Origin of the sequence: Streptomyces sp. NPDC017202, from assembly GCF_044331705.1 — a bacterium.
Lineage (GTDB): Bacteria > Actinomycetota > Actinomycetes > Streptomycetales > Streptomycetaceae > Streptomyces.
Map to the genome: position 1 here is coordinate 83330 of NZ_JBIRNP010000011.1, position 16756 is coordinate 100085.

Annotated in this window: 15 protein-coding genes; 7 read left to right on the top strand and 8 right to left on the bottom strand. The window is 74.6% G+C overall.

Annotated elements, in window-relative coordinates:
- Window positions 1-36 precede the first annotated feature (36 nt).
- Complete coding sequence (locus tag ACH4N1_RS21980; protein WP_366058641.1) at window positions 37-375, bottom strand: MerR family transcriptional regulator; 339 nt, start codon at window positions 373-375, stop codon at window positions 37-39.
- A gap of 560 nt (window positions 376-935) precedes the next feature.
- Between ACH4N1_RS21980 and ACH4N1_RS21985 the strand changes: the two genes are divergently transcribed.
- Window positions 936-1889, top strand: a complete 954-nt coding sequence (locus tag ACH4N1_RS21985) for a Rieske 2Fe-2S domain-containing protein (protein ID WP_398099322.1) — start codon at window positions 936-938, stop codon at window positions 1887-1889.
- Window positions 1890-2008: 119 nt separating this feature from the next.
- On the opposite strand, the gene ACH4N1_RS21990 is transcribed toward ACH4N1_RS21985, so the two are convergent.
- The gene (locus tag ACH4N1_RS21990) at window positions 2009-2380 is read right to left on the bottom strand and encodes a hypothetical protein (RefSeq protein WP_398099323.1); all 372 of its coding nucleotides are present in this window, start codon (window positions 2378-2380) and stop codon (window positions 2009-2011) included.
- Window positions 2377-4089 (bottom strand): cytochrome c oxidase subunit I, encoded by a 1713-nt coding sequence (ctaD, locus tag ACH4N1_RS21995; protein WP_398099325.1) that lies wholly within the window; start codon window positions 4087-4089, stop codon window positions 2377-2379. The genes ACH4N1_RS21990 and ctaD overlap by 4 nt, the downstream gene beginning before the upstream one ends.
- 364 nt (window positions 4090-4453) lie before the next feature.
- Here ctaD and ACH4N1_RS22000 point away from each other — a divergent pair, with 364 nt between their 5' ends.
- Entirely contained in the window at window positions 4454-5518 is a 1065-nt protein-coding gene (locus ACH4N1_RS22000; RefSeq protein WP_398099326.1) for an ABC transporter permease, read from the top strand.
- Between the two features lie 56 nt (window positions 5519-5574).
- Here ACH4N1_RS22000 and ACH4N1_RS22005 read toward each other — a convergent pair whose 3' ends face one another.
- The 4 genes from ACH4N1_RS22005 to ACH4N1_RS22020 form a co-directional block, all read right to left on the bottom strand.
- Window positions 5575-6015, bottom strand: a complete 441-nt coding sequence (locus tag ACH4N1_RS22005) for an OsmC family protein (protein ID WP_398099327.1) — start codon at window positions 6013-6015, stop codon at window positions 5575-5577.
- 226 nt (window positions 6016-6241) lie between these two features.
- Window positions 6242-6865: a hypothetical protein gene (locus ACH4N1_RS22010; RefSeq protein WP_398099328.1), complete on the bottom strand. Its 624-nt coding sequence runs from the start codon at window positions 6863-6865 to the stop codon at window positions 6242-6244.
- 224 nt (window positions 6866-7089) lie between these two features.
- Window positions 7090-7971, bottom strand: coding sequence for a YegS/Rv2252/BmrU family lipid kinase (locus ACH4N1_RS22015; RefSeq protein ID WP_398099330.1), 882 nt, complete (start codon window positions 7969-7971; stop codon window positions 7090-7092).
- A 91-nt stretch (window positions 7972-8062) separates the two neighbouring features.
- Entirely contained in the window at window positions 8063-9661 is a 1599-nt protein-coding gene (locus ACH4N1_RS22020; RefSeq protein WP_398099331.1) for an FAD-binding oxidoreductase, read from the bottom strand.
- A gap of 74 nt (window positions 9662-9735) precedes the next feature.
- Between ACH4N1_RS22020 and ACH4N1_RS22025 the strand changes: the two genes are divergently transcribed.
- Together ACH4N1_RS22025 and ACH4N1_RS22030 are read left to right on the top strand one after the other, a co-directional pair.
- A complete protein-coding gene (locus ACH4N1_RS22025; RefSeq protein ID WP_398099332.1) occupies window positions 9736-10335 on the top strand; it encodes a TetR/AcrR family transcriptional regulator in 600 nt (199 codons plus the stop codon).
- Complete coding sequence (locus ACH4N1_RS22030; RefSeq protein ID WP_398099334.1) at window positions 10332-11918, top strand: glycerol-3-phosphate dehydrogenase/oxidase; 1587 nt, start codon at window positions 10332-10334, stop codon at window positions 11916-11918. Before ACH4N1_RS22025 ends, ACH4N1_RS22030 begins: the two co-directional genes overlap by 4 nt.
- An 82-nt stretch (window positions 11919-12000) precedes the next feature.
- On the opposite strand, the gene ACH4N1_RS22035 is transcribed toward ACH4N1_RS22030, so the two are convergent.
- Window positions 12001-14829 (bottom strand): ATP-binding protein, encoded by a 2829-nt coding sequence (locus ACH4N1_RS22035; RefSeq protein WP_398099335.1) that lies wholly within the window; start codon window positions 14827-14829, stop codon window positions 12001-12003.
- 136 nt (window positions 14830-14965) lie between these two features.
- Between ACH4N1_RS22035 and ACH4N1_RS22040 the strand changes: the two genes are divergently transcribed.
- From ACH4N1_RS22040 to ACH4N1_RS22050, 3 genes are all read left to right on the top strand, one after another.
- Complete coding sequence (locus tag ACH4N1_RS22040) at window positions 14966-15538, top strand: pyridoxamine 5'-phosphate oxidase family protein (RefSeq protein ID WP_398099337.1); 573 nt, start codon at window positions 14966-14968, stop codon at window positions 15536-15538.
- A 124-nt stretch (window positions 15539-15662) separates the two neighbouring features.
- On the top strand, window positions 15663-16139 hold the full coding sequence (locus ACH4N1_RS22045) for an iron chaperone (protein ID WP_398099339.1): 477 nt from the start codon (window positions 15663-15665) through the stop codon (window positions 16137-16139).
- 56 nt (window positions 16140-16195) lie between these two features.
- Complete coding sequence (locus tag ACH4N1_RS22050; RefSeq protein ID WP_398099341.1) at window positions 16196-16729, top strand: GNAT family N-acetyltransferase; 534 nt, start codon at window positions 16196-16198, stop codon at window positions 16727-16729.
- Window positions 16730-16756 lie beyond the last annotated feature (27 nt).

Here is a 16756-nt window from a genome sequence, read left to right on the forward strand (position 1 = left end):
TCGTCCGTGCCGCGGGCCGGGGGCTGTTGCCGTGGGTCAGGCCGAGGTCCTGCGCCGGTCGGCCTGTTCGCGCAGTTCCTCGTTGATGCGCCTGGCTTCTTCGAGCTGGTCCTCGAGGATGATGATCCGGCAGGCGGCCTCGATGGGGGTGCCGGCGTCGACGAGTTCCCGCGCGCGTGCCGCGATGCGCAGCTGGTACCGGGAGTAGCGACGGTGCCCGCCGCCGGAGCGCAGGGGCGCGATCAGGCGGTTGTCGCCCAGGGTGCGGAGGAAGGCGGGGGTGGTGCCGAGCATGTCGGCGGCCCGGCCGATGGTGTAGGCGGGGTAGTCGTCGTCGTCGAGCGGGTCGAGGGTGCGGGGATCGGCAGGGGGCATAGACCTCTTCTTTCCAAGGACGCGTCGGGGGGCCCTGGACGCTCATCTGCGTCCAGGGCCCCGAGGTTTCAACACCATCTACCGGCTGACCTGCACCGGCTTCCTTGTTCCGCCTGCCCGCCGCGTGGGCGGGTCTGCGGGGATCGCGAATGCGTGACCGTGGACCACCTTCCGATCTAGGGTCTGCGGTACCCGGGCGGTACTCCGTCCTCACCCGGGCGATCCTGATGGCGTCTGCTCCTCACCTCATTCGGTTGCGCGATGTTTCCATGTGCGGTTACTGCACGGCAGCTCGTCCTGCCGCTTGGTTCGGCTTCCTGACTACGAGCACAACGCTAGCTCCCGCATCAGGGAATGTCTACTGCCGTCACGACAGATTTTCTTCCGCTCGAAGAGATCTTCTTCTGTCGCGGCAGGGATTCTTTCGACGGCTGCCGGACACGGTGTCCCCATCCGGCGGCGGCCCTGCGGACCGCGGGTCCCAGCGGCCCGTCCGACAGCGGGGCCGGCGCTTTCCGCCCGCCGTTTGCGACGCCCGCGCTCCGGGGACCCGGCTGCGCATGAACACAACGCCACGACTCCGCCGTCCGAAGCAGAGCAGACTGCTGTGGCTCCTGGACCGTCTGGAGCGCAGTCCCCGAGCCGATCCCCTGATCGACACCCTCGGCAACGGAGTGCGCGCCCTGCCGCTCGGACGCGGACGGGACGTGCTGCACGGCCGTTGGCTGGGGCACCCGGTCCATCCGGCGATGGTGCAGGTGCCGATCGGGAGCTGGCTGTCCGCGGCCGTCCTCGACGCCCTTCCCGGCCGTTCCCGCGAGGCGGGCCTGCTGGTGGGCGTCGGCCTGGCCGCCGCCGCGCCCGCGGCGCTGGCGGGTGCGGTGGACTGGGCGGAACTGCACCGGGAGCAGACCCGCGTGGGACTCGTGCACGCGGCGGCGAACCTCGCCGCCGTCGGCCTCTACGCGGCCTCCCTCACCTGTCGCCTCCGGGGCCGGCCGGCCGCCGGCCGGACCTACGGCTTCCTCGGCCTGACGGCGGTCGGGCTCGGAGGCGTGCTGGGCGGACACCTGGCCTACCGGCAGGCGTCCGGCGCCAACCACGCGGAAGAGGTCCCGCACGTCGTGCGCGAGGGCTGGCACCGGATCGGCGCCGTGGACGAGTTCCCGGTCGAGCAGCCCGTACGGCGTGTCGTGGACGACGTGCCGGTCGTGGTGGTCCGCCGGTCCGGCGGGGACGTCCACGCGCTGGCCGAACGGTGCAGCCACCTCGCGGGTCCGCTGTCCGAGGGCACCGTGTCCGACGGATGTGTGCGGTGCCCGTGGCACGGCAGCGTCTTCCGGCTCTCCGACGGATGGAACGTGCACGGCCCGGCCACCGCGCCCCAGCCCGCCTTCGACACCCGGATCCTCGACGGCCACGTCGAGATCCGCCTGCCCCGGCACGACCGGCCGAGGCGCCGGCACGCGAGCGGCGCCGGCGCGACCGCCGTTCTCCGCCGGCACCACGACTGACGTCCACCCGCGCGCGGTGCCCCGGCCGCCCTGACGGCCACTGCCGGGTTCCGTCCCTCCGAGCAGCACACCCGTGGTCTTGCGCGTGGACCGGGCTGAGCCTGGTCCACGCGCAAGGCCTAACGGGCGAGCAGAACGACTGTCGTGCTCACCGCGGCGGCGCAGGCGAGGACGGCCGACGCGAACGCGGCGTGGTGCTTGAGCAGGTCGTGGCGGAGGGCGGCGTAGCGGGCCTCGTACTGCTGCCGCAGCTCGGCGGACCGGCGGACCGTGTCCCGCAGCATCCGGCGGGTGAGGTCGGTGCGCTGCCGGACGTAGTGGCGGGTCAGGTCGTCGGCCTGGCCCGTGGTCAGCCAGGGCAGCCGGGCGCAGAGGTCTTCGGCGTCGCGGTGCGCCTGGTCGTGGTGGGCGCGGGCGAGGAGGTAGCCCTCGGCCTGGTCGGCCAGGGCGCTGTCCCGCCCGTCGGGTGCGGGGTGCCCACCGGCTGTCACCGCGGTTCGCCCTTGTGGCCCTCGGCGTCGACGGCGTCCCGCTGACCGGCGTTGACCTCCTGTTCCATCTGCGCGAGTTCGGGGTGGTGCAGGTCGAAGGCGGGGGATTCGGAGCGGATGCGCGGCAGGGTGACGAAGTTGTGGCGCGGCGGCGGGCAGGAGGTGGCCCATTCCAGCGAGCGGCCGTAGCCCCAGGGGTCGTCGACCTCGACCCGCTGCCCTTTCCGGGTGGTCCTCCAGACGTTGTAGAGGAACGGGAGCGTGGACAGGCCGAGCAGGAACGCGCCGATGGAGGAGAGGGTGTTGAGGGCGGTGAACCCGTCCGCGGAGAGGTAGTCGGCGTACCGCCGGGGCATGCCTTCGGCGCCGAGCCAGTGCTGGACCAGGAACGTCATGTGGAATCCGACGAACAGGGTCCAGAAGTGGATCTTCTCCAGCCGGGGTTCCAGCATCTTGCCGGTCATCTTCGGCCACCAGAAGCTGAAGCCGCCGAACATCGCGAAGACGATCGTGCCGAACAGGACGTAGTGGAAGTGGGCGACCACGAAGTAGCTGTCGGTGACGTGGAAGTCCATCGGCGGGGAGGCGAGCAGGACGCCGGTCAGGCCGCCGAAGAGGAAGGTGACCAGGAAGCCGGCCGCCCACAGCATCGGTGGTTCGAAGGAGATCGAGCCGTTCCACATGGTGCCGATCCAGTTGAAGAACTTCACCCCGGTCGGCACCGCGATCAGGAAGCTCATGAAGGAGAAGAACGGCAGCAGGACGGCCTGCGTGGCGAACATGTGGTGCGCCCAGACGCTCACGGACAGGCCGGTGATGGCGATGGTGGCGCCGACCAGACCCATGTAGCCGAAGATCGGCTTGCGGGAGAACACCGGGAGGATCTCGGTGACCACCCCGAAGAACGGCAGGGCGAGGATGTACACCTCGGGGTGGCCGAAGAACCAGAACAGGTGCTGCCACAGGATCGGCCCGCCGTTCTGCGGGTCGAAGATGTGCGCGCCGAACTTGCGGTCCGCCTCCAGGGCGAGCAGGGCCGCGGCCAGGACGGGGAAGGCGAGCAGGACCAGTACGGAGGTGAGCAGCACGTTCCAGGTGAAGATCGGCATCCGGAACATGGTCATGCCCGGTGCGCGCATGCAGAGGATCGTGGTGATGAAGTTGACCGAGCCGAGGATCGTGCCGAAGCCGCCGAGCGTGAGCCCCATGATCCACAGGTCGCCGCCCACCTGGGGGCTGCGCTCGATGCCGCTGAGGGGCGTGTAGGCGGTCCAGCCGAAGTCGGCGGCGCCGTCGGGAACCATCAGGCTGCTCATCGCGATCAGGCCGCCGAAGAGGAACAGCCAGTACGCGAACATGTTGAGCCGCGGGAAGGCGACGTCCGGGGCGCCGATCTGCAAGGGCATGATGGCGTTCGCGAACCCGGCGAACGTCGGTGTGGCGAACAGCAGCAGCATGACCGTGCCGTGCATGGTGAACGCCTGGTTGTACTGCTCGTTCGACAGCATCTGCAGGCCGGGCCTGGCCAGTTCCGCCCTGATCGCCAGGGCCAGTGCTCCGCCGATCAGGAAGAAGCAGAACGACGTGATCAGGTAGAGGTGGCCGATCTTCTTGTGATCGGTCGTGGTCAGCCAGCTGACGATCACTCGGCCCCGGCCGTGGCGTGCCACCGCCGGCACGGGAGCAACAGGTTCGGTCTGGGTCGCCATCGATTCCCTCGGTCGGCAGTGGGGGTCCCGGTGGACGAAGGGGCACCGGGAGTCCTGCCCGCTCGCCGAGCCGGGCGCTCGGGTGCGGCAGTGTGCGACCAGCCCAGCGGCGACCACGCCCGCCGTGGAGGCGCCACGCCCGGTGGTGTCCTCTTTTCAGCCGGACGGCGGACGACACAGCAGTGCCGTGCCGGTGGACGACACACCCGTACCGTGCCGGTGGACGTCACGTTCCGCGCCCGATCCGGCGGGGGCGACGACCCGCCTTCCGCCGGCGGACGGGGCCGGCGCGGGGAGCGTCCGGGGTCCCGCGCATCGACCGGTTCCCGGGACACGGGCGGCTAACGTGACCCGCATGCCCGAAATGCCACAAGATGCTCGCGGTGAGCCGGCTCCGCCGCCGCGGGGTTGGGCCAGGTTCAAGGAGTCCCCGCTCCTGCCCGCGGCCGTGCTCGTGCTGATCCTGACGGCGGCCGCGGCCCTGTTCGCCGGTTCCTACACCTACTCCATGGCCGACCCGACCCCGCGCTCGATCCCCACCGCGCTGGTCGGCTCCCCCCAGCAGCCCGAGGGCCGGCGCTTCCTCGACGGCATGGAGAAGGCCCTCAACACGGCGGTGAAGATCACCCCCTACGACACGGCGGCCGAGGCCCGGACTGCGGTGGAGGAGCAGCGGGTCTTCGCGATCGTCGACGTGCGCAGGGGGGAGCGGGCCGTCGTGCTGGATCTCTCCGCGGCGTCCGGCGCGTCGGTCGCGGAGGTACTGGCCGAGGCGGCGCCCGCGGTGGGCCGGCGAACGGGCGTCGCCGTCACGGTCCGGGACGTCAACCCCCTCCAGGAGGGAGACCCGCGAGGACTGGCGATCTTCTACGTCTCCCTCGCGGCGGTGATCATCGGGTTCGTCGGCGCGATCCAGCTCAGCGTGCACGCACGGGCCCTCACACCGATCGAGCGCATCGTCTGCACCGCTCTGTACGCGCTGCTGGGCGGGTTCGCGATCGCCGCGACGGTGGACTGGCTGCTGGGGGCGCTCGATCTGCCGTTCGTCGAGTCGTGGCTGATCCTGGCGCTCACGCTGTTCACGAGCGGCATGGTCTTCACGATGTTCAACACCCTCGTGGGCCGCTGGGCGATGCTGCCGACCTGGGGGCTGATGGTCCTGCTGGGCAATCCTTCATCGGGCGGCGCGGTGTCGTGGCCGCTGCTGCCCTCCCCACTGGGCCTGATCGGCCGGTGGCTCCCGCCCGGTGCGTCCGTGAACGCCCAGCACACGGCGGTGTACTTCGCGGGGCACCAGCACGCTTTCCCCTTCCTGGTGCTGGCAGGATGGGCCGCGGTGTCCTGCGGGGTCTTCTGGACCTGGCGCCACCGGCACCCGGGAGGCCGCGAGACCCGGCCGGAGGGCGGTGCCGACGCCGGGGCCGCGTGACCTCCGCGACGGCCCCGGCGGGCCGGCGGCGTCCGCAGCCCGGGGAACCCGTCCCGTCAGGCGTCCTCGACCGTGACCGTGACGGGCGTCCCGGCCTCCACGGTCCGGCTGACCGTGCAGAGCTTGTCGTGGGAGACCTTGACCGCCCGGGGGAGGATCGCGCGGGCACGGCCGCCGGCCTCGTCGTCCGGGAAGGCGACGGAGAAGCTGACGGAGAGGTCGGTCAGCCGGTTGCCGAGCTCGTCGCCGACCTTGTCGCCGGTCACGGTGACCGTGAACCGGGTCGGCTCGCTGTGACGGGCGGTGGCCACGTCGACGTCGACGGCCGTGCAGCCCCCGAGCGCGGCGAGCAGCAGCTCGACCGGTGTGAAGTCGGTTTCGCCGTCCTCCGCGGAACCGGTGCCGAAACTGATCGTGCCGCCGCGCGGGTTGGTGGCGGTGAAGTGTCCGGTACCGGTCCGTTCGACGGTGACGGAACGCAGGGTGTTCTCGGTCATGCGACGGACAGTAGCGGGCGCGCGCGCCGGAGGCGATCGCCGGGGGCGCGGCCGAGGCGCCCGGACCCGTTTCTCCGTGTTCTCGGTGCTCTCCGTGTTCTCGGTGCTCTCCGTGCTCTCCGTGCTCTCCGCGGCGGACCTCCGCGGCCGGCACCTGGTTCGGCTGCCGGGCGTTCCCCTCCGCCGACGGGGGAATCGTTTCCCTCGCGCGGCGCGTCCCGGGGGCTCAGTACCGCTGGGCCTTGGCGATCTCCGCCGTCAGTTGCGGCTCGGAGGGCTTGCGGCTGACGGCGAGGGGCTGTGCCCGCTCACCCGGCGCGAGGTCCTCGGCGCCGACGTAACGGGTTTCGACGACCTTCCCGTCAGGATCGCGGAAGTCGACCTGGACGGCGTACGAGGCGGTGTCGCCGGACCGGTTGGTGATGTTCACGACGACGGCGAGCAGCCCGCCGGTCTGCGCCCGCGGCTTGCCGGTGAGGGAGACGTCGGCGGTGGCGTTGCCCCGGCCGTCGACGCCCTTCAGTTCCTTCTCGGCGGCGGCGCCGGCGCGGGCCGCCTCGGCGGAGACCGACGCCTCGAACTCCGAGGCACGGGCCGAGGCGGAGGACGCGGCGGCGGAGACCGACGCCTTCGCGGACTCCGCGAGCGACCGCAGGGCGGACGGCGCCGAGCCGGTGAAGGAGGCGGTGGCCGGTGCCGAGGGCCGCACGCTCGCGGACGAGGTCGTGTCACCGCCGTCGTCCGCACCGCACGCGGCGAGCGTCGCCGTGCCGAGGAGGGGAGCGAGCGCCATCGCGACGGCCGCCAGGGGCGCCCGTCGTGACGCCGTCCGGGTCCGGTGCGTGTCCATCCGTGCGGTCCTCCCGCGTCTCACCTCGCGTGGCCTCACGACGGGGCGGCCGAACCCGGTGCGCCGAACCGGCCCCCGGCGGTGCCCGCGGCGCCCGTCCCGTGAGGTGGGGCCCGTGGCCCCTCACCGATCATCCGGGCGGCGCGGCGGCCCAGCCACTCGGGACGGCCGGGCGGGCGGCCGACCGGCACCGGTGACGGAGCCACCCCGGAGCGGGGCAGGGCTCAGTGCAGTACCCGCAGCGCGCCGGGGAGGACCGTGGCGGTGACCGGGAGTTCGGCCTCGACCTCGCCGTCGGCGCCGTAGGGGACGCCGCGGTCGGCTTCGACGCGGACCCGGGTGCCGCGCAGGACGTGCACCTCGGGGCGGCGGACGTGGGTGCCGGTCTTCAGTTCGTTCATCAGGGCGAAGAACAGGCGCCGGGGGGCGTGCCGGATCAGCACGACGTCCAGCAGGCCGTCGTCGATCCTGGCGTCGGGGGCGATGACGCGGCCCGAGCCGTAGAAGCCGGAGTTGGCCGCGACGACGGTGTAGCCGTGGTGGGCGTGCTCGACGCCGTCGACGGTGACGCGGTACCGGGCGGGGCGCCAGCCGGCCACCGCGCGCAGGCCTCCGGCGTAGTAGGCGGCGGCGCCCCTGAGCAGTCCGGCGTGGTTGGCGTGGCGGTTGGCGAGCGCGTCGACCCCGGCGTAGACGCTGCCGAGGACGACGGTGCGGTCGTGGACCGCGGAGCGCACCTCGATGGTGTCGACGGGGCACGGTTCGGCCTGCAGCAGGACACGGGCCAGGGCGTCCGCCCCGGTGGGCAGCCTCAGGGCCCGGGCGAAGTCGTTGCCGCGCCCCGCCGGTATCAGGCCCAGGACGGCGTCGGTGCCGCTGAGGGCTCCGCCGATGGCGCCGGTGATGCCGTCGCCGCCGACGGCCAGCACGATCCGCCCGCGTTCCCCGGCGGTCCGGGCGAGTTCCTGGGCGTGTCGCAGGCTCCGGCTGTGGGCGGTCTCCAGGTCGGCGCCCGCGTCCCGCAGCAGCCGGGCCACCCCGAGGAGGGCCGCCGCGCCCGTGGCGGCGCCTGCGGTGGGGTTGACGACGGCCGTGAACTGTCGCATCGGGTGGGCCTCCGGGCGGTCGGCGGATGGACGCGTGGGCGGATGGACGGACGGGTGGATCGGCCGGCGGTGGAGCGGGTGCCGGGTCGGTTCAGTCTGCGGGAAGCAGGACGCCCGGGTTGAGGACTCCGGCCGGGTCGAGGCGTCGTTTGACGGCTCGCAGGGCGTCGACGGCCAGGTCGCCGGCCTCGCGCACGTACCAGTCGCGGTGGTCGGTGCCCACCCCGTGGTGGTGGGTGATGGTGCCGCCGGCGGCGAGGATCGCGTCGTTGGCCGCGTGCTTGGCGCGGGTCCAGTGGGCGAGGGGGTTCTCGCCCTGGGCGCCGACGACGGTGAAGTAGAGGGAGGCGCCGTTCTCGTAGACGTGCGAGACGTGGCACATGACCAGGGGCGGGGTGCCCGCCGCGGTGAGGGTCTCGGTCAGGGCCTCGCGGACGCCGGCGTACAGCTCCGGCAGGCGGGACCAGAACGCGGCGGTCTCCAGCGTCTCGGCGAAGGCGCCCGCGTCGAGCAGCGCGTCCCTGAGGTAGGGGGCGGAGTAGCGGCCGTGCGCCCAGCGGCGGCCGGGCTCCTCCCCCAGCGGCTGTCCGCCGGCCTCGCGCAGCACCGCGGCCGCCGCGGCGCGGCGATGGGCGGTGTCCTCGTCGGTGCCCTCGAAGCCGACGACGGCCAGGCAGCCGGCGTTCCCGTCCGGGGCGCCGGAGCCGATGGCGTCGGGCTGGGCCAGGCCGACGAGGGTCTCCGTCTCGTCGGACAGGCGCAGCACCGTCGGCCGGGGCCCGTCCTGGGCCAGCCGGCGCAGGGCGTCGGTGCCCTGCCGGAAGTCCGGGAAGCGCCAGCCGTCGTAGACGCGGGAGCGCGGGACGGGACGGACGCGGACGGTGACCGAGGTGATCACGCCGAACGCGCCCTCCGAGCCGAGCAGGAGCTGGCGCAGGTCGGGGCCCGCGGCGGAGCGCGGGGCGCGGCCGGTCTCGACGGTGCCCTCGGGGGTGGCGAGGGTGAGGCCGAGGACCATGTCGTCGAAGCGGCCGTGGCCGGCGGAGGCCTGTCCGCTGGAGCGGGTGGCGGCGAACCCGCCGATGGTGGCCCACTCGTAGGACTGGGGGAAGTGGCCGAGGGTGAAGCCGTGTCCGGCGAGCAGCGCCTCGGCGTGCGGGGCGCGCAGGCCGGCCTGGAGGGTGGCGGTCCGCGAGACGGGGTCGACGGCCAGGAGGCCGTTCATGCGGCGCAGGTCGAGGGAGACGAAGGCGCCGCGCCGGACGGGGGCGAGCCCGCCGACGACCGAGGTGCCGCCGCCGAAGGGCACGGCCGCCAGCCCGTGGGCGGCGCAGGCCCGCAGGACGGCGAGGACCTCGTCGTGTCCGGCGGGGAGGACCACGGCCGCGGGGAGGTCGTCGACCTCGCCGGCGCGGATGCGCAGCAGGTCGGGGGTGGACTTGCCGCGGGTGTGCCGGATGCGGGCCTCGGCGTCGGTGCGGACGTGCTCGGGGTGTCCCCCGACGGCGGCCAGCAGGGCGTCGTGCGCCTCGGCGTCGAGGGGTGCGGCGGGGACCGGGATCCGGTCGAGCGGCACCGGGGCGGTGGCGCGCGGCTCGACGCCGAGCAGGTCGTGCAGCAGCCCGAGCACCGTGTCGGGCAGCACCGTCGCCGCGGCGGGATCGCCCCAGCCGCTCCACAGCATGTCCATCGGTGTCGTCCTCCAGGTCGGCGGTGCGGGAGGCCGTCTCGTCGCGGTCCCCGTGAGGCGTTACACTGTGACACATGACGCCTATTCGTCACAACCAGTCGGACGGGGACGCGGTGCTCGACGCGGTGCGCGACTGCGTCCTGGCCGTCGGAGTCCGCCGTACGACGCTCACCGACGTGGCCCGCCGGGCGGGGGTCTCCCGCATGACCCTCTACCGGCGCTGGCCCGACGTCCGCTCGCTGGTCGGCGACCTCATGACCCGCGAATGGGTCGGGGTCGCCACCGGCGCCATGCCCGAGCGGCGCCCGGGCACCGACGCCCGCACCCTCCTCGTCGACGGCCTGGTGGCGGGGGTGACCGCCTTCCGCGCCCATCCGCTGTTCCGCAAGATCGTCGACGTGGACCCCGAACTCCTCCTCCCCTACGTCCTCGACCGGCGCGGGGCGAGCCAGGAGGCCCTGCTGGAACTGCTCGCCGCCGGAGTGCGCGAGGGCCACGCGGACGGCTCGGTGCGGCCCGGCCATCCGGGGCGGCAGGCCCGCTCCCTGCTGCTCGTCGTCCAGTCGTTCACGCTGTCCCTGCGGACCATGACCGACGAGGGCGACCCGGACCTCGACTCCGCGGCCTTCCTCGGGGAGTTGCGGACCCTCCTGGAGAGGACCCTCACGCCATGAGCCGCACCAGCAGCACCGCCCCGCCCCGCGGCGCCTCCTCGCTGTCGGCCGCCCGCCGCGCGCGGGAGCTCGCCGAGGCCGTGGGCGGGCCGACGGTGGACGTCCTGGTCGTCGGCCTGGGCGCGACGGGTGCCGGAGCCGCCCTCGACGCGGCCGCCCGGGGCCTGACGGTCGCCGCCGTCGACGCCCACGACCTCGCCTTCGGCACCTCCCGCTGGAGTTCGAAGCTCATCCACGGCGGCCTGCGCTACCTCGCCTCCGCGCAGTTCGACGTCGCCCACGAGAGCGCGGTGGAGCGCGGCCTGCTCATGGAGCGCACCGCGCCGCACCTGGTGCACGCCGAACCCTTCGTCCTGCCGCTCACCCCGCTGGTCACGCGCGGCCAGGCGGCCCTGGCCTGGGCGGGCTTCCGCGCCGGGGACGCCCTGCGGCTCGCCGCCCGCACCGCACGGGCCACGCTGCCGGCGCCCCGCCGCCTCTCGGCGACGGAGGCCCGTCACCTCGCCCCGGCCGTACGCCCCGAAGGACTCCGCGGCGGTCTGCTGTCCTGGGACGGCAAGGTCACCGACGACGCCCGCCTGGTCACCGCCCTCGCCCGGACGGCCGCCGCCCACGGCGCCCGCGTCCTCACCCGGGTACGGGCACTGCGGCTCACCGGCCGCGGAGCCGTGGTCCGCGACGAACTGACCGGCGAGGAGGGCGAGATCCGGGCCCGCACGGTCGTCAACGCCTCCGGCGTCTGGGCCGGCCGGCTGGTCGAGGGCATCCGGATACGGCCGTCCCGGGGCACCCACCTCGTCCTGCGCTCCGAGCGCCTCGGCGCCCTCCCGGCAGGACTGCACGTCCCGGTGCCGGGCGAGACGAACCGCTTCGTCCTGGTCCTCCCCCAGGGCGACGGCCGCGTCTACGTCGGGCTCACGGACGAACCCGTCGACGGCGACCTGCCCGACGTGCCGGCCGCCCCGGAGTCGGACATCGGCTTCCTCCTCGACGTCCTCGGCTGCGTGCTCGACACCCCCGTGCACCGTCGCGACGTGGTCGGCGCCTTCGCCGGGCTGCGCCCGCTGCTGGACTCGGTGGACACCGGCCGCACCGCGGACATCTCCCGGCGGCACGCGGTCGTCGACGGGGGCGACGGCGTCGTCACGGTGGTCGGCGGCAAGCTCACCACCTACCGGAGGATGGCCCAGGACGCCGTCGACGCCGCCGTCGCCTCGGGCCGCCTCACCGCCGCCCCCTGCCGCACGGCCCGCCTCCCCCTCGTCGGCGCGGCGCCCCCGCGGACGCTGCGCGCCCTCGCCGCACCCCGGCGCCTCGTCCGGCGCTACGGCACGGAGGCCCCGGCCGTCCAGGCCCTCGCCGCCGCCCACCCGCACCTCGCCGAGCCCGTCCTCGCGGGCCATCCCGTCACCGGCGCGGAACTGGTGTGGGCACTGCGTCACGAAGGCGCCCTCGACGAGGCCGACCTCCTCGACCGCCGCACCCGCGTCGGCCTGGTGCCGGAGGACCGCGACCGGGCTCTGCCCGCCGTACGCCGCCTGCTGGACGAGACCCGGGACCGGCCGCGCCCGGGTCTGTCGTGACCCTCGCCGACCAGGACGGCGGGGCCTGACACCAGGACGGCGGGGCCTGACACCAGGACGGCGGGGCCTGACGTGCGGGGCCTCAGCCGTCCGTGAGGCCGAGGCCGGCGAGGGCGCGCCTGCCGTTCTCCCGGTGGCCGGGGCCGGCCAGCAGCAGCGTCCGTGCCGACTGGTAGGGGCAGCCCGCCGCCTCGAAGGCCGCCGCGGCGGCGAGCTGACGTGCCGGGTCGCCGTCCAGCAGCGCCTGGGCCCGGTCCAGTTGGGCGGTGGCGACCGGGTTGCCGGCGACCGTGCCGCGGGCGGCGGCGACCCGGTCACGGGCGTCCGGGTGGCCGGCGAGCACCGAGGCCTCCGCCCGCAGGGCGACGTACCAGTGCAGCCAGATCCAGGAGACCCACTTCCACACCTGGTCCGGCTCCGGTGCGACGCGCTCCAGGGCCCGGTCCGGCTCGCCGTGGTGGAGCAGGACCATCGCGTCGAAGACCGCGCCGTAGCCGTGGCGGTGCTCCGACCCGGTGCCCGCCCGGTCGACGATCCCGAGCCAGGCCGCCCGGGCGTCGTGGTCGCCCCGCAGGCCGTGGACCATGGCGACCGACGCGGCGGCCGGGCCGAGCGAGAACGACCGTTGCCGGCCGCTGCGCCGCCACGCGTCGAGGAACCCCGCACTGCCGGTGAGCACGTCGTCGGCGCGGCCCGCGAACGCGTCCGCGATCAGGAGCCAGGACGTGGCGTGGTGGCCCACCTCGGCGAACAGCGGGTGGGCGGCGAGTCGCCCGCCCCACCGGCGGGCCTGCGGCAGGTCCCCCACGCCGAGGGCGGTTCCGGCGGCCATGGCGAGGGCGTCCATCCGCTCGTGGGTGGCGGCGGGGGTGGGCGGCACCGGCTCCAGGACGGCGATCCGGCGCCGGGCGGCAGCCGCGGCGCCGAAGGAGTCACCGGCCCAGGTCAGGGCGCCGGACAGGGCGTCGAGCGCGGCGGACTCGGCCACCGGATCACCCGCCCGCCGGGCGAGTTCCACGGCCCGCTCGGCGCGCCCGACGGTCTCGTGCGCGGTGTTGTCGGTGTCCCCCTGGACCGCGCCGAAGGCATCCGCGAGCACCGCCGCCTCGGCCAGCGCCAGCGCCGCCCCGGTCACCGGGTCGGCGTTGTCCTCGGCTTCGCTCTCGGCTTCGCTCTCGGCTTCGCAGGACAGTTCCCGTGCCGTCCCCAGCATGGCCCTCGCCTCGGCGGCGGTGGGGACCCGGGTGAACTCGCTCGAGAAGCGGTACGCGACGGTGGCGGCCGTCGCCAGGTCGCGGCCGGCACCCGGGCGGTCACCGGCCCGCCGGGCGGCCTCCGCGGCGCCGCGGTGCAGGCGGAGCATGTCGTCGCCGAGCCTGCGGCAGCCGGCCACCGCGGCGGCCTCCCGCAGTGCCTCGGCACAGGCCGCGTCATCGGCGAGCGCGGCCGCCAGTTCGTAGCACTGCTGGGCCTCGCCGAGCAGGTGGTGGGCGAAGGTCAGCCCGCCCATGGCCAGGGCGAGACGGTGGGCGTCCGCACGCTGCTCCGGCCGGTCGGCGGCCCAGGCGAGGGCGGCTCTGACGTCCTCGGCCAGGGCGTCGAACCGGGCGCGCCGGCCGGCGCCCTCGCCCTCCGCCGCGGTGAGAGCGGCCGCGCCGGCCAGGCACCGGGCCAGGTGACGGGCGCGGACCTCGGTCAGCTCGCCGGCGTCGGCGAGCCGCTCCGTGCCGTACTGGCGGACGGTCTCCAGCGCCTGGTACCGGGTGCCGGTCGCGGCGGGCGTCGCGGTGAGCAGGCTCTGGTCCGCGAGCCTGCCGAGTCCGTCGGCCACCGCGGCCGGGTCCAGCGGGGCGAAGGCCGCCACCGCGGCGGCCGCGTCGGCGGTGAACGCCGTCGCGAACACCGAGACACGGCGCAGCAGTGCACGGTCCCGCGGCTCCAGCAGGTCGTGGCTCCAGTCCAGCGCCGCCCGCACCGACCGGTGCCGGTCGTCCGCGCGGGGCCCGCCCGCGAGGATCCGCAGCTGGTCGGAGAGGCCGGCCGTGAGTCCGTCCAGTCCGAGCGTGGGCCAACGCGCCGCGGCCAGTTCGATGGCGAGCGCCATGCCGTCGAGCCGTTCGCACAGGCCCGCGATCCGCTCGCGCACGGCGGGGTCCGGGGGCCGGCCGACCGCCGACGCCCGTTCCATGAACAGGGTCACGGCATCCGACTCGTCCCCGTCGGCCCAGGACAGCGGCGGGACCGGGAAGACCCGTTCGAACGGCACCGTCATCCGGGCCCGGCTCGTCGCCAGCACCCGTAACCGGGGGCAGGCGACCAGCAGACGTTCCAGGAACGGCGCCACCCCGTCGCGTACCTGCTCGCAGTTGTCGAGCACCAGCAGCGCCTGACGGTCCGCCAGTGCCGCAAGGACCGCCTCGTCGATGCCCCGGCCGGGCTGCTCGCCGATCCCGACGGCCGCCGCGACCGCCGCCCCGACCCGGCCCGCGTCGACGACCGGGGCCAGGTCGACGAACCACACCCCGTCGGCGAAGTCACCGGCCGTCTCCGCCGCCACCGCGAGCGCGAGCCGGGTCTTGCCCACGCCGCCCGGACCGACCGCGGTCACCTGCCGGCAGGACTTCACCGCCTCGGCCAGCTCGGCCCGCTCCCGGATCCGGCCCACGAACGCCGTCAGCGGCACGGGGAGGGCGGGGGCCGGCCGCGGCCGGCCGGCACGGGCGAGTTCGGCGGCACGCCCGGCGAGCGCCCGCCGGTCGGGCACCCCCAGCTTGCGCAGCAGCGCGGAGACGTGTGACTCGACCGTCCGGACGGAGATGAACAGGCGGGCGGAGATCTCCGCGTTGCTGAGGTGCTCCCCGAGCAGCGCGAGCACTTCGCCCTCCCGGGCCGAGATCACTGAGGTGGACACGGGGTCATTATCCGTGGTGCTCTCCGTGGCCGGCACGGAGGCGGGGACCACCCCGGCGGGGAGAGGGTGTGACCACGGCGATCGAGCCCGGCAGGTCAGGCCGGGCGGATCAGGGCCCGCGACCCCGGGAGTGACCATGACCGGCTCGACCACCCGCACTTCGAGGACCGGCGCGCACCCCACCGGCCCGGACGGCGGCGTCCTCGGCCGGGACCGGGACGGCACGGATGTCGGCACGGGTGCCGGCACGGATGCCGGTCCGCGCTCCCGCGCCCGGCGTCGCCGTGACACCGGGCGCCGGCTCACCCACGACGTCGACGTCTGGGTGGCCACGGCCTCGGCGGACGGCGTGCCGTACCTGGTGCCGCTGTCCTTCGAGTGGGACGGCGAGACACTGCTGCTCGCCACCACGGCCGGCGGTCCGACCGGCCGGAACCTGGCCGCCGCCGGGACCGTTCGCCTGGGGCTGGGCCCCACCCGGGACGTGTCGGTGATCGACGGTGACGTCGAGGTGCTGGACATCGACGCCCTGCCGCGGGAGCGGGGTGACCGGTTCGCCGCCCGCACCGGCTTCGACCCGCGCGTCCCGGACCCGGCCGGCACGCCGTACCGCTGGTTCCGTGTCACCCCGCGCCGCGTCCAGGCCTGGCGCGAGGCGGACGAACTGACGGGACGTGAGCTGATGCGCGACGGCAGGTGGCTGGGCTAGGGCCTCTCGTTCGGATCAGGCCGGGCTCGCGGGGTCCGGCCTGATCCGAACGAAAGACCCTGGGCCCGAAGAGTTCACGACAGACCGCACTTCACAGATCGCACCCACCCGGAAAGGCACCACCATGACCAGCACGCACAAGCCCGCTCCGAAGTCCGGCACGCCCGCGCAGGGCTTCGAGGGGTTCTCCGCCGAGGAGCGCGAGGCGATGAAGGACCACGCCCGGGAGCTGAAGACGGCCGTGCGCCGCGGCCCGCGCTCGGCCAAGGCGGACGGGGAGAGCGACGTCCGCGCGAAGATCGCCGGGATGGAGGACGCCGACCGGGTCCTCGCCGAGCGGCTCCACGAGATCGTCCGGGCCACCGCGCCGCACCTCACGCCGAAGCTGTGGTACGGCATGCCCGCGTACGCCCGTGACGGCAAGGTCGTCTGCTTCTTCCAGAGCGCGCAGAAGTTCAAGACCAGGTACGCCACGCTCGGCTTCAGCGACCAGGCCCACCTCGACGACGGCACCCTGTGGCCCACCTCCTACGCCCTGACGGCACTGACCGCGGACACGGAGGCGCGGATCGTCGCGCTCGTCGGGAAGGCGGCCGGCTGAGACCGCCCGCGCCCCCTGATTACCGGTACGGGCCTCGGCTTCGGCAGGATGGCCCCATGACCGAGATCCGCACCCCCCGCCTCCTCCTCCGCCGCTGGCACGACGACGACCTGGTCCCCATGGCCGAGATCAACGCGGACCCGCAGGTGATGCGGTGGGTCGGCGACGGCTCGGTGCTCGACCTGGACGGCACGGCGGAGGCCATCGAGCGGTGGGAGGAGGAGTGGGACGAGGAGGGCTTCGGCCTCTTCGCGGTCGAGTTGCTGGCCTCGGGCGAGCTGGCCGGCTTCACGGGGCTGTACGTGCCCGGGTCCCTGCCGGAGGTGGCCTCCGAGGTGGCGATCGGCTGGCGGCTCGGTACACCGTTCTGGGGCCAGGGGTACGCGTCCGAGGCCGCGCAGGCCACGCTGGAGTTCGCGCTCCAGGACCGGGGCCTGGACCGGGTGGTCGGCATCTGCCGGGTGGGGGACGAGGCCTCGGAGAACGTCATCCGCAAGCTCGGGATGGTGCCGGAGCGGGTGACGACCCATCCGGTCCACGACGTCCCGCTGGCCGTGCACGCCATCGACCTCACGGAGTACCAGGGCTGAACGCGCGGGCGGCGGACCGCGGGGCCC

What these genes read in the sequence shown, in the direction of transcription:
- ACH4N1_RS21980 (WP_366058641.1), bottom strand. Translation starts at nt 375, where the DNA reads ATGCCCCCTGCCGATCCCCGCACCCTCGACCCGCTCGACGACGACGAC.
- ACH4N1_RS21985 (WP_398099322.1), top strand. Translation starts at nt 936, where the DNA reads ATGAACACAACGCCACGACTCCGCCGTCCGAAGCAGAGCAGACTGCTG.
- ctaD (WP_398099325.1), bottom strand. Translation starts at nt 4,089, where the DNA reads ATGGCGACCCAGACCGAACCTGTTGCTCCCGTGCCGGCGGTGGCACGC.
- ACH4N1_RS22000 (WP_398099326.1), top strand. Translation starts at nt 4,454, where the DNA reads ATGCCACAAGATGCTCGCGGTGAGCCGGCTCCGCCGCCGCGGGGTTGG.
- ACH4N1_RS22005 (WP_398099327.1), bottom strand. Translation starts at nt 6,015, where the DNA reads ATGACCGAGAACACCCTGCGTTCCGTCACCGTCGAACGGACCGGTACC.
- ACH4N1_RS22010 (WP_398099328.1), bottom strand. Translation starts at nt 6,865, where the DNA reads ATGGACACGCACCGGACCCGGACGGCGTCACGACGGGCGCCCCTGGCG.
- ACH4N1_RS22015 (WP_398099330.1), bottom strand. Translation starts at nt 7,971, where the DNA reads ATGCGACAGTTCACGGCCGTCGTCAACCCCACCGCAGGCGCCGCCACG.
- ACH4N1_RS22020 (WP_398099331.1), bottom strand. Translation starts at nt 9,661, where the DNA reads ATGGACATGCTGTGGAGCGGCTGGGGCGATCCCGCCGCGGCGACGGTG.
- ACH4N1_RS22025 (WP_398099332.1), top strand. Translation starts at nt 9,736, where the DNA reads ATGACGCCTATTCGTCACAACCAGTCGGACGGGGACGCGGTGCTCGAC.
- ACH4N1_RS22030 (WP_398099334.1), top strand. Translation starts at nt 10,332, where the DNA reads ATGAGCCGCACCAGCAGCACCGCCCCGCCCCGCGGCGCCTCCTCGCTG.
- ACH4N1_RS22040 (WP_398099337.1), top strand. Translation starts at nt 14,966, where the DNA reads ATGACCGGCTCGACCACCCGCACTTCGAGGACCGGCGCGCACCCCACC.
- ACH4N1_RS22045 (WP_398099339.1), top strand. Translation starts at nt 15,663, where the DNA reads ATGACCAGCACGCACAAGCCCGCTCCGAAGTCCGGCACGCCCGCGCAG.
- ACH4N1_RS22050 (WP_398099341.1), top strand. Translation starts at nt 16,196, where the DNA reads ATGACCGAGATCCGCACCCCCCGCCTCCTCCTCCGCCGCTGGCACGAC.